General features: G+C 31.1%; 12 protein-coding genes and 1 riboswitch. Of the genes, 10 read left to right on the forward strand and 2 right to left on the reverse strand.

All coding sequences use genetic code 11. From position 1 onward, the window contains the following. The first annotated feature begins 407 nt into the window (after window positions 1-407). From B3086_RS03225 to B3086_RS03250, 6 genes are all read left to right on the forward strand, one after another. Window positions 408-2,135 carry an ABC transporter substrate-binding protein gene (locus B3086_RS03225; protein WP_346847535.1) on the forward strand — a complete coding sequence of 576 codons (1,728 nt, stop codon included), beginning with the start codon at window positions 408-410 and terminating at the stop codon, window positions 2,133-2,135. A gap of 77 nt (window positions 2,136-2,212) precedes the next feature. Beyond that, window positions 2,213-3,196: an ABC transporter permease gene (locus tag B3086_RS03230; RefSeq protein ID WP_346847534.1), complete on the forward strand. Its 984-nt coding sequence runs from the start codon at window positions 2,213-2,215 to the stop codon at window positions 3,194-3,196. 14 nt (window positions 3,197-3,210) lie between these two features. Continuing rightward, on the forward strand, window positions 3,211-4,128 hold the full coding sequence (opp4C, locus tag B3086_RS03235; protein WP_150844738.1) for an oligopeptide ABC transporter permease: 918 nt from the start codon (window positions 3,211-3,213) through the stop codon (window positions 4,126-4,128). A 9-nt stretch (window positions 4,129-4,137) separates the two neighbouring features. Then, window positions 4,138-5,160: an oligopeptide/dipeptide ABC transporter ATP-binding protein gene (locus tag B3086_RS03240; RefSeq protein ID WP_150844737.1), complete on the forward strand. Its 1,023-nt coding sequence runs from the start codon at window positions 4,138-4,140 to the stop codon at window positions 5,158-5,160. Then, window positions 5,138-6,127 (forward strand): dipeptide ABC transporter ATP-binding protein, encoded by a 990-nt coding sequence (locus tag B3086_RS03245; protein WP_346847533.1) that lies wholly within the window; start codon window positions 5,138-5,140, stop codon window positions 6,125-6,127. Before B3086_RS03240 ends, B3086_RS03245 begins: the two co-directional genes overlap by 23 nt. A 28-nt stretch (window positions 6,128-6,155) precedes the next feature. Continuing rightward, window positions 6,156-6,347, forward strand: coding sequence for a hypothetical protein (locus B3086_RS03250; protein ID WP_035133786.1), 192 nt, complete (start codon window positions 6,156-6,158; stop codon window positions 6,345-6,347). 136 nt (window positions 6,348-6,483) lie between these two features. Here B3086_RS03250 and B3086_RS03255 read toward each other — a convergent pair whose 3' ends face one another. Next, window positions 6,484-7,257, reverse strand: a complete 774-nt coding sequence (locus tag B3086_RS03255) for an ECF transporter S component (RefSeq protein ID WP_346847532.1) — start codon at window positions 7,255-7,257, stop codon at window positions 6,484-6,486. A gap of 204 nt (window positions 7,258-7,461) precedes the next feature. Here B3086_RS03255 and B3086_RS03260 point away from each other — a divergent pair, with 204 nt between their 5' ends. Continuing rightward, a complete protein-coding gene (locus B3086_RS03260) occupies window positions 7,462-8,850 on the forward strand; it encodes a PLP-dependent aminotransferase family protein (RefSeq protein WP_346892772.1) in 1,389 nt (462 codons plus the stop codon). Window positions 8,851-8,969: 119 nt separating this feature from the next. Continuing rightward, window positions 8,970-9,824: a DegV family protein gene (locus tag B3086_RS03265; protein ID WP_346876574.1), complete on the forward strand. Its 855-nt coding sequence runs from the start codon at window positions 8,970-8,972 to the stop codon at window positions 9,822-9,824. Window positions 9,825-10,010: 186 nt separating this feature from the next. Here the strand turns inward: B3086_RS03265 and B3086_RS03270 are convergent, their stop codons facing one another. Continuing rightward, window positions 10,011-10,937: a hypothetical protein gene (locus B3086_RS03270; protein ID WP_346878235.1), complete on the reverse strand. Its 927-nt coding sequence runs from the start codon at window positions 10,935-10,937 to the stop codon at window positions 10,011-10,013. 197 nt (window positions 10,938-11,134) lie between these two features. Between B3086_RS03270 and B3086_RS03275 the strand changes: the two genes are divergently transcribed. Both B3086_RS03275 and B3086_RS03280 read left to right on the forward strand, forming a co-directional pair. Next, the gene (locus B3086_RS03275; protein WP_156964350.1) at window positions 11,135-11,278 is read left to right on the forward strand and encodes a hypothetical protein; all 144 of its coding nucleotides are present in this window, start codon (window positions 11,135-11,137) and stop codon (window positions 11,276-11,278) included. Window positions 11,279-11,409: 131 nt separating this feature from the next. Further along, window positions 11,410-11,505: riboswitch (THF riboswitch) on the forward strand. Window positions 11,506-11,562: 57 nt separating this feature from the next. Continuing rightward, a complete protein-coding gene (locus B3086_RS03280) occupies window positions 11,563-12,129 on the forward strand; it encodes a folate family ECF transporter S component (RefSeq protein ID WP_035133778.1) in 567 nt (188 codons plus the stop codon). Window positions 12,130-12,248 lie beyond the last annotated feature (119 nt).

Below are 12,248 nucleotides of genomic sequence, written 5' to 3' on the forward strand. Positions count from 1 at the left end.
CAGTCTCTTATTTTTTACGAAGATAAAATAATGTATGTAAATTCCATATATATAATATTATGAAGGTATTGTATTTAACGAAATATTAGAATACCGAATATTTTTAAATTCTAAACAATATAAAGAAAATTCTGAAAATTTCCAAAAAAGTATTTACAAAAGTAAAAAATATATGTATTATTATGATAATGAATTTACAAAACTGTAATATATATATTTAAAAGCAATAAATATACAATATATGAAATTAAATACATGAAATAAAAATGCAATGATAAGCCTAATTAAAAGCTAAATTAAATCTAAAATTGTATTAACTATGGGGATAGGAATTTATACAAGTATATATTTTTAAAATATATCTTTGTATTTATTTATAACTTAATTATTTTAAGGGGGAATAGATTTTGAAGAAAAGAAAATTAATGGCCTTGATGTTGTCAAGTATTTTAGCTTTTTCATTAGTTGGATGTGGTGATAAAGAGAAAAAAGAAGACACATCAAAGGATACACCAAAAACTGAAGAAGCAGAGAAGAAAATTGGGGGTACTTTAGTTGCTGGAATAACAGAGGCATCTGGTAACTTTAACCCAGGATATTATTCATCTGCCTATGATGCTACTATAATTGACATGATATTTGATTCACTTATTACAATGGATGTTAATGGAGATTATCAACCATCAGCAGCTGAAAGTTGGGAATTTTCAGACGATGCCAAGGAAATAACCTTCAAATTGAAGAAGGATATGACTTTCTCTGATGGTGAAAAGGTAACAGCAGATGACGTTGTTTTCACTTATCAATTTTTATCAGACAAATCTTATACTGGTAGATATGGATCTGTTGTTAAGGATTTAGCTGGATATAACGAATATTCAAAGGGTAAGACTGAAGAGTTCAAAGGGGTAGTTGCATTAGATGAATATACAGTTAAATTTAGTTTTGCTGAGCCACTAAGAACAAATCTTGCTAACTGTAATATGGCAATCATGCCAGAACATTATTATGGTGCAAATTGGAAGGTTGGAGATACATCATCTATAGAAGCTATAACAACAAAACCAATTGGTTCAGGTCCTTATACTTTAGAAAAATTCCAGGAAAAAGAATTTGTATCTCTAAAGAGAAATCCAAACTATTATGGTGAAGGATATTTTATTGAAAATATAGTATGTAAATTTGTTGATCAAACTACTGATATAGTTGAATTGACATCTCAAGAGGTAGATTTACTTCCAGGAGTTATTGAGCCAGAGAAAATAAATGAAGCTAAGTCTAAGGATTTCATGACTTTCAATAGTTATGATAGAAGTGGATATGGTTACACTAAATTTAACTGTGAATCAGGTCCAACAGCAGATAAAAAAGTACGTCAAGCATTATATTATGGTTTTAACATTAAAGAATTTGTAAATAGCTATTATAAAGACGAAGCAACTGGAGATGTACTTGCATCAGTTCAATACCATCCATTCTCTCAAGTTTCTTGGGGTATTGATGATAAATTGGTTAGTGAAATGACTGAGTATGATTTTGATTTAGATAAAGCTAAGTCTTTATTAGATGAAGCAGGCTGGAAGGTTGGTTCAAGTGGATATCGTGAAAAGGATGGAAAGGTTATGGAGCTTAATGTAGCTGCCATGCCAGAACATGATATTTTAAATACCCTTATTCCAATGTGGCAAAGAGACTGGGGCGAAGGTTTAAAAATTAAACTTAATATAGCATATCTTGAGTTTAATACATTATTAGATTACGTTATCTATAACTCTGATGAAAACGTAGATAAATGGAGTATATACTTCATGGCAACATCTATAACTACACCAGACCCACATAGTTTATATTCTGAAATCCACTCAGATTATATTGGTACTGGTAAAGATAATACAGCTAGATATAGTAATCCAGAAGTGGATAAATTGTTAGATGAAGCTAAGAGTATTGTAGATAAGGAAGAAGCAAAACCTTATTATAATAAAATAGCTAAAATCCTTAATGAGGATGCACCTATAGTTCCTGTATATGCAAATACTTATTTTGACATGTATAACAAGAAAATAAAAGGCCTAGAAACAAGCCCATTCTGTGATTGGGTAAAAGCATTAAAACATGCTTATATAGAAGAATAATTTTAAATTTCATATAGGCTATTGGCGCCCTGTATAAAATTGCAGGGCGTTATTAAAATAAGTTTAGGGGTGATGAAATGTTAAAGTTTTTAGGCAAAAGATTACTCAATTTAATCCCAGTTATGCTAATAATAACAATAATATTATTTATATTATTACAACTAATGCCTGGAGATCCAGTTAGTGCATATTTAGGACAAGGTTCTAAGACTACTCCAGAGCAGCAACAAATGATTAGAGAGCAATTAGGATTAGATAAAGGACCTGTTACACAATATTTTAATTGGTTGGGAAGAACTTTAAAAGGAGATTTTGGTTCTTCATTAAAATTTAGAAAACCTGTAAGTGATGTTATAGGAGATTACATTTGGAATACATTTATATTAAATATAGTATCTATGGTATTGGCCTTTGCAATTGCAATTCCAGTAGGAATAAAATCTGCAGTAAAGAAATATGGAGTATTTGATAATTTTTGGACTGTGTTTTCTTTAGTTGGAGTAGGAATGCCTTCATTTTTCTTTGCACTACTTATGATTTTCTTTATAGCAGTACCGAGTAATGGAGCAATACCACTTAATGGTATGAGAACTCCAGTAATGGCAGCTGTTGGTTATGATAGCTTCATGGCTGAAGTAATAGACGTAGCTAAACATATGATTTTACCAGTAATAATTTTAACTATTTTAAGTCTGGCTGGACTTATAAGATACGTTAGAAATAGTGTTATTGAAGTAATTAATCAAGATTATATTAGAACAGCACGTTCTAAAGGATTAAAAGAGAAGGTAGTTATTTATCGTCATGCCTTTAGAAATGCATTAATACCAATAGTAACTCTTGTAGGAATGTATATTCCATCTCTCTTTGGAGGAGCAATATTATTAGAAACAGTACTTCTTTGGCCAGGAATTGGAAATATACTATATACATCAGTTATGGGTAGAGATATTTGGGTTGTAATGGCAGCTAATACATTCTATGCAGTCCTAATGGTTTTAGGAAATCTGGTATCAGATATGTCCTATGCATTGGTAGATCCTAGAGTAAAAGTAGAATAGGAGGTTAGTTTATTATGTTAGAAGTAAAAAAGGCTAAGGCTGAAAAAAAGAAACAAGACCTTCAAGCTATGGGACCATGGAGGGTTGCATGGGAGCGATTTAGAAAGAATAAAATAGCTCTTGCAGGTGGTATAGTATTTGGGATTATAGTTTTACTAGTAATATTAGTTCCTATAATATCACCTTATAATTTAAATGAGTTTGAACTTGTTAATAAAGTTAAACCACCATCAGCAAAGCATTGGCTTGGAACTGATGAACAGGGTAGAGATGTACTTATGAGAGTATTTTATGGTGGAAGGATATCTATGTTTATTGGAGTTGTCACTGCAGGTATAACCGTACTCATTGGTGCTACTATAGGTGGAATTGCAGGATACTATGGTGGATGGGTAGATAACATTCTTATGCGTTTTACAGAAGTAGTTAGCTCACTTCCATTTATGCCATTAATGATATCCTTGTCCTTTGCATTGATGTGGAGGGTAAGTAGTACCCAGAAGATGTATGTGGTTATGTTTATTCTAGCCATAATATCTTGGCCAGGTCTTGCTAGAATGGTTAGGGGACAAATTTTATCTCTTAGAGAACAAGATTTTATAGTAGCTACAAAGGCATTAGGTATATCTAATAGATCTAAGATAGTAAGACATCTTTTACCTAATACCCTTGCATATATCATAGTTAATGCTACTCTTGGAATGGCAGGTGCAATTTTAACAGAGGCAGGACTTTCTTTCCTAGGATTAGGAGTAATTCCACCAACACCAACTTGGGGAAATATGATTGAAAGAGCTAGAGACTCATTTATATTTACGAATAATCCATGGCTTTGGATACCGCCTGGAATTTTAATCATATTAACCGTTGTTAGTATAAATCTTCTTGGTGAGGGCTTAAGAGATGCCTTTGATCCAAAAGAGATAAGGTAGGTGTGATATATGGAAAATTTATTAGAAGTAAGAGATTTAAAAACATATTTTTATACAGATAATGGTATTGTAAAAGCTGTAGATGGAGTTTCCTTTGATGTAGAACCAGGAAAAACTCTTGGTATAGTTGGAGAATCTGGTTGTGGTAAAAGTATAACATCAATGTCTATTTTAAAGCTTATAGATAAACCAGGTAAGATTGTAGATGGGACTATTAAATTTGATAGTAAAGATATAGTACCCATGGAGGATAAGGATATAAGAAAAGTTAGAGGAAATGATATATCTATGATATTCCAGGAGCCTATGACTTCTTTAAATCCTGTATTTAGAATAGAAGATCAGATAATGGAAGCAGTAATGCTTCACCAAGGGTTAGATAAAAAGGAAGCAAGGAAAATTGCTATTGATATGCTCGCCTTTGTTGGAATACCAAGGCCAGAGCAAGTGGCAAGAGATTATCCACATCAATTAAGTGGTGGAATGCGTCAAAGAGTTATGATAGCTATGGCTCTTGCATGTAGGCCCAAATTACTAATTGCTGATGAGCCTACTACTGCTCTTGATGTAACAATACAAGCTCAGATACTAACACTAATGAATGATTTAAAGGAAAAAACCAATACAGCTATAATGCTAATTACCCATGATTTAGGAGTAATAGCTCAAATGGCAGATCATGTAATTGTTATGTATTCTGGAAAAGTAGTTGAATCAGCTCCAATTAAAGAACTTTTTGATAATCCAAAGCATCCTTATACTAAGGGACTTTTAGCATCAATACCAAGTCTAGATCAAGATAAGGAAAGACTATACTCTATAGATGGAGTAGTACCAAATCCATTTCACCTTCCTGAGGGATGTTATTTTGAACCAAGATGTGAATTTGCAAAGGCTGAATGTAAATGCAAGATGCCTGCTATAACTAATATTTCAGATGAACATCAGGTAAGATGCTTCCTATATAATGAAGCAATAGATGAGAAACATCATAAAGAGGAGGGAATCCATGATGGAAAAGGAAAGAAATAAGATTATTGAAATAAGAAATCTTAAAAAATATTTCCCGGTTAAGGGTAAATCTGCCACTGGAGAGAAACTCTGTGTAAAAGCTGTGGACAATGTTTCCTTTGAAATATATGAAGGGGAAACTTTAGGGTTAGTTGGAGAATCAGGATGTGGAAAATCTACATTAGGTAGAACATTAATAAAGCTCTATGAACCAACTGGAGGAGAAATTCTATATAGAGATCAAAATATTGTAAAATATAATGAAAAAAAGATGAAACCTTTAAGACAGGATATGCAAATTATATTTCAAGATCCATATAGTTCTTTAAATCCAAGACTGAATGTACATTCAATTGTTAGTGAAGCTTTAGTAGAGCATAAGCTATATAAGAAAGGTGAAGAACTTAATAAAAGAGTATTAGAAATAGTTGAACAGTGTGGACTTTCTCCATACCATATATATAGATATCCTCACCAGTTTTCTGGTGGACAAAGACAACGTATAGGAATAGCAAGAGCCTTAGCATTACAACCCAAATTTGTAGTATGTGATGAACCAGTATCAGCTCTTGACGTTTCTATTCAATCACAGATACTTAATCTTATGATGGATTTACAAGAAAAAATGGGATTGGCATATTTATTTATATCCCATGACCTAAGTGTAGTAAAGCATATTAGCGATAGAGTTGGGGTAATGTATCTAGGTTCTATAGTAGAGTTAGCAGATAAGGAAGATTTATATAATAATCCAATACATCCATACACAAGAGCGTTACTAGCAGCTATACCTGTAGCAAATCCAGAGTATAAAAGTGATATGAGTATAATAAAAGGTGAAATTCCAAGTAATGTTAACCTACCTAAGGGTTGTAAATTTAATACTAGATGCCCTTTTGCTAAGGAGATATGTAAGGAACAGGTACCAGAAACTAGAGAAATAGAAAAGGGACACTTCTGTGCTTGTCATTTTGCAGGAGAGATATAGTAAAGGACATAAAAGGAGATGATATGCTATGAAGATGAAAGAGGCATATAAAGTAGTATTTAAGAAAAGAGAAGTAAATCCCGAGATGATTGGTAAAGTAGAGCTAGAGAAAAATGATTTACTAGCCCTAGTTTTAGCAACAGCATCGGTGATTGTCCCAGTTTTATTGATTGTATTTGCAGTAATTGCACTTATAATATTTATCATGTTTTATAGGTAGTATGAATAATCCCCATCTACTCTATAATATAGTCAAGGCTTAGTATAGGCCTTGACTTTTTTTGTTATTTATATAACAAAAAAGAACCCTGATAATCAAATACCAGAGTCCATATGTGAAATTATTGGTTAGCAAATTACAAATTAACTTTTTTATTTGATAGTGATTTAGATAATGGAACATATAGGGCAACAGCTACAAAGATTGAGAAGGATCCATTTATAAGTGTTGCAGGTAAACTCACAGCAGAACTTAATATTGCCGGTAGGAATCCACTTCCAACAAGAAGTAATTTAAATACTCCAAATAAAAACTCACCAACTAAATTAAAGGCTATACCAGCTACAGCACCTAATACTGCATATTGAATTTCAATAGATAATTTTTTTGCAAAAGTACATACCAAAGCTAAGCCTAACCCAAGAATAAGAGAAAAAATATATAATACTGGATTAATTACTAGTTTTTTCTCGATACCTGTTACTACAATTTCATTGCCTAAAGAAGTAGCAGTAAAGAATAGCACTATACCAATTAGGATTAAAATTCCAGAAGCAATGCTTATCCACTTTATAGGTGACTTTGCATTTTTATTTTTCCCTCTTGCAGCAACACATCCTACAATTGCTCCAATACCAAATTTCAAAATCACAGTTTTAGGAACGCTTGATGCATAACCATTCATTAAGTCAAATAAGCCCATACCTATAGAGCCAGAAAGACCACCAATGGTACCAGTGAACAATAATGCTGATAATATAACAAACATATTTCCCATATGCAAGAATGGATTTCCTACAGGAGAGGGAATAGGTATCTTAAAAAATAATGCCACGTAGCATAAAGCAGCAAAAAGTCCAATTAGAACCATGGTACGAGTAGAAATTTTAGAGTGTGTTTTAGTTTCCATTAATATACCTCCATACTATTGATTTAAATTATTATAAATAAGTTGCATAATAACAAATTTAGAAAATAAGTAATGTGAAGTTATTATCTTCTTTTAGAATTAATTGAATATTTTGGTGTCTTTATATATAATATACATTGGGTTTGTCATTGTTGAAATACACAAAATACATAATTTTAATAGGGACAGTTGGAGGAGAAGTTTATGAATGAAGTTAAAAGAGATATAATTAATCCAAAGGATTCACCAAATACACCATTATATATTCAGCTATATAATCATTATAGAAACCTGATTTCCTCAGGAACTCTAAAGGCTGAAAGTAAGCTTCCGTCTATACGTAGATGTGCAAAAGAGCGAATTATAAGTCGGACAACGGTTGAAGCTGCTTATTTGCAGTTAGTAGCTGAAGGGTATGTTACATCTCGGCCTGGAAGTGGCTTTTTTGTAAGTGAATTAAATTATAAAGATATCCAAAGGGTAGAAAAATTACAACATAATAAATACATAATACAAAGCCAACCATTATATGACTTTGCTACCTATGCAGTAGATTATAAGAGTTTTGATTTCGATTTGTGGAGTAGATACATAAAAAGTGCACTTCGTAATGAAGAAAGGCTTTTATCCTATGGTGATCCACAAGGAGAATATGATTTAAGAGTAGCGTTATCCAAGTACGTAGCTGATAGAAGGGGAGTGATTTGTACTCCGGAGCAGATAGTAGTTGGAGCAGGTGTGCAAAGTTTATTACAAATATTGTGTTCATTAACAGGAGTTAGATCGCCTATATCTTTTACAGGAGCTAGTTTTGAACAGGGACAGGCTGTATTTGAAGATAGAGGGTTTAAAATTTTAACCTATAAGAATATTAATAGAGATTTATCTAAATTTAAGGAGGATAAAATTAAAATGATTTATACATCACCTTCTCATATAACGCCTTGGGGTGATGTAATGCCAATACAAATTAGATTAGCATTATTAGCCTTTGCACAAAGAGAAGATTGTTTAATAATTGAAGATGATTATGATAGTGAGTTCAGATATTATACTCGTCCAGTACCGTCTTTACAAGGGTTAGATGGAGGAGATAAGGTAGTATATATGGGAACGTTTTCACGATTATTAATGCCGTCCTTAAGAATTAGTTTTATGGTACTATCTAAAGAATTAACAGAAGTATATGAAAGAAGAGGGCGAGTATACAATCAAACAGCATCAAAAACTGAACAAATTGCTTTAAGTAAATTTATTAGTGATGGTCATCTTGGAAGACAAATTAGGAAAGCTAGAAAGTTGTATATGGCTAAAAGTCAACAACTCTGTATAGCAATAAATAATGTATTTGAAGAGAAAGCAACAGCTATACCAGGTTCAGGGGGATTTTTAGTACAACTAGAAGTAAAAAGTAGCTTATCTTCAAAAGAACTAGCAAAACGAGGTGCAGATGTAGGTGTCTTACTACGTACCTTTGAAGCAGAAGAAGAGAATGATTATCCTAGATTATTGCTATCTTGCTCGGGAGTTGCTGAAGAAAATTTTCAAGACGCTTTAAGACTATTAAAAAAAGAATTCTTCAAGAAAAAATAGCCATAAATTACATGATAATTATGCTCATAATTTTTTTGAGTTTTTGTTGTATTGAGAAGTAATAGATGATATAATCCGAATACACTTTTATTATTAAAGTGTATTCAGGAGGGTATATCATGAAAAATAATATAACAATAGTATGTGATAGTTCTGTAGATTTAACTGCAGAATTTATGAGAGAGAGAAGTATAGAATTTCTATCACTGTTAGTTGATTTAAATGGACATGTATATAAGGATAAGGTAGATTTATCAAATAAAGAATTTTATGAAGCTATAAAGCATAAAGAAACTACAGTTAAAACTTCACAAGTTACTCCTTATGAGTTTCAAGAATTTTTTAAGAAAGAATTAGAATGTGGGAATAAGGTTATTTGTCTTACTTGTTCTGGCAAATTATCTGGTACAAATAGCTCAGCCAATATAGCAAAGATGCATTTAGAAGAGGGGAGTGAAAATATTTTTGTTGTAGATACACTTGTAGCATCTGGGGGCTTTGGATATTTAGTTACTGTAGCAGCAGACATGAGAGATAAAGGATATACGGTAGATAAAATTTTAGATGAAATAAATGACTTAGTAGGAAGATTAGAAACTTTAATTGTAATGGAAACTGTAGACATGTTAAAACGGGGAGGAAGAATATCTACAGGAAAAGCTATTGTAAGTCATGTTCTTGGAATTAAGCCAATTATAACAGTGAAAGATGGGGCTCTTGAACCTTGTGGAAAGGCAAGAGGTATAAATAAGGCTTTAAAACATGCAATAGATATAATGAAAACTAGAGAGATAGATCCTCAATATGATATAGTTGTTTCTCATGCAAATGATTTAGAAGCTGCAAATCAAACAGTTAAGTTAATAGAAGCTGAACTAGGCATAAATAAAATACTTATCAATGAAATTGGTACAGCAGTTGGTACACATTCAGGGGCAGGTGCAATAGCTATATTTTATATAAAGAATAAATAACAAAAAAATCTCATGGGTATAAACTCATGAGATTTTATTTTAGTGAAGTTTATACAATTAGTGCCTATAGCGTGAAATACTATTATATTTATCATAAGGCATGATAATTTTTAAGGACTAAAAGTCTAAGAAATTTAATAATGCCATCAAAACATTAAGAACTCTACTTATAGTAATATGACGCTTTTACATGCAAATACTTAATGGAATGATTTCGAGAGCAGGCCCATTTATATTAGTTATAAATTCCCCAGGAATTAAAAACCCATTATTGTTTAAGAAGTGAAAATATGGAATGAAAGAATTGAGAAGTTTTGTATAGTAGGAATCTAAGCCTGTTTTTCTAAGCATTCCAATGCTTTCAGAAGGAGTGTAAGCCACCTTGGATACTTTACCAAGTATACAACAATCACAAGAGGCATCATCATATATATAAGAATGTTTCGATGTATATGTGGAATTTATAGGTAAAACACAGTTAATTCCTAAGCAGTTAATTATTATATCAAAAGTAGCTCCTTTATTTAATTCTTTCTGTATGGTTTTTAGTAATTCACATATCATTGTATAGGTTAATGGGCCGATATGTTTAGTATCAAATAGATTATCCAAATGTGAAGTTCCATAATTGTTTAATATAAATATGCAGTTATCTATGCAGTTAGAAATAGTATTAACTTCTAAACATCCTGTTAAATCTACGTAATCTCCAGAATAAATATTATTAATTGAAGGGCTTGAATTATTAATATATTTTATAACCCCCAAGGTATTCATTTTATTTCTTAAATTATTGTAATAGCTAAAAGAAGCATATACTCTTTTTAGAGTTACATCATTTCTATCAAAATTTCTGCCCTCTAAATATCTAAAAATATCACCATAATTGTAACAGCTATTGCCTATGACTGTATTATCATCCTTATCACCTTTGGTGTTTTTATAGTCATTGGAGCATTGGCTTTTATTATTATGTTGATATCTTCCTGTAACAGTGTTATCGCTAATTTGCTTGATGGTTATACTTTCAAAATATCCATCAATTAGTATTGAGGATAGATTTTGAATTTCATCTTGATTTAGATATACTGGTGTATATAATTCAGTTGGCATTTTATATCTATCCTATTATTGATATATAGTTAATATATTATAAATTCATATTAATGTGAATATTAGAGAGGAAAATGTATGTTAAATAAATTGCATTAGAATTATCGATGGAACTTAGATTAATTATAGAAAATGTTAATTAAAGTACACATATTTCTTATACAAATGCTAATACTATCTGAACAGGAGGTGATATTATGCAATCATTCAATGAATATAAATTTGCAAATGTAACAGATGAAGAAAGAAGAAGGTTAACTGATCTTGAACAAAGTATGTCAAAGGATGAAAATAGTAAAATAGTTTTAATAGCCTATGAGAACAAAAGTGCCGAGAGTTAATCTCGGCTTTATTTAGGTTCAGTAATTAAATCTATATTTATATATTTGTGTGGATAATATTTGTATATTTGTATATATAATTTAAAAAAATATGTGAAAAAGAATTTAAGTATGATATACTATGATTATGAGGCAGATTAGAAGTTCGTGCGTTAAGTGCTGGGTGAACAGGGAATTGTCACCAGACGAAAAGGAAACTTGCGGTACTTACTTCGATTCCCACTGCTACATATTAATAGGAATTCTCCTTTTTTATGTAGCTATTATAAAAAGGAGGTTTTTTTATGATTTTTTCAGAAAAAAAAGATGACATGCTGAGTTTATTAAAGGAGTCCTCAGCACATTTAAAAAAGACTTCATCATTAACTGGACTAGCGTTAATTGCAGCCATTAACATTATTCTTGGATCATTATCTATTCAATTAAGCCCTATTCTTAAGATTGGATTTTCCTTTATTGCAGTAGGAATAAGTGCTTTGTTTTATGGACCTGTTGCCACTGGATTTGTAGGAGTAGTTACAGATGTAATTAAGTATATGATACGCCCTAATGGTCCGTTTTTCATTGGATTTACTTTCAATGAATTCCTAGGTGGTTTTATAACAGGTTTAATATTATATAAAAAGCCTGTAAGTATAAAGCGAATTTTTATTACTAGATTAGTAATAATGATTGTAATAAACCTAGTACTTACACCAATATGGTTATCCATTATGTATGGAAAAGGAATATTTGTAGCTTACTCAGTACGTATAGTTAAAAGTCTTATTCTGTTACCTATAGAAACTATAGTTTTATATAGTGTATTAAAAACAGCTGAAAAGACAAGAAGAGTTCCAAGTTTTAAATAACATATAGAAATGTACCTTGATATTCTTTTAAATTCCCTTAAAAGAATATCAAGGTTTTAATTTTTTATAATTAAAGTACATATTAATTGTTAGATTTAAACCAAAAGACCCAATTAACT

Source organism: Clostridium sp. UBA871 (genome assembly GCF_002295255.1).
GTDB lineage: Bacteria > Bacillota > Clostridia > Clostridiales > Clostridiaceae > Clostridium_J > Clostridium_J sulfidigenes.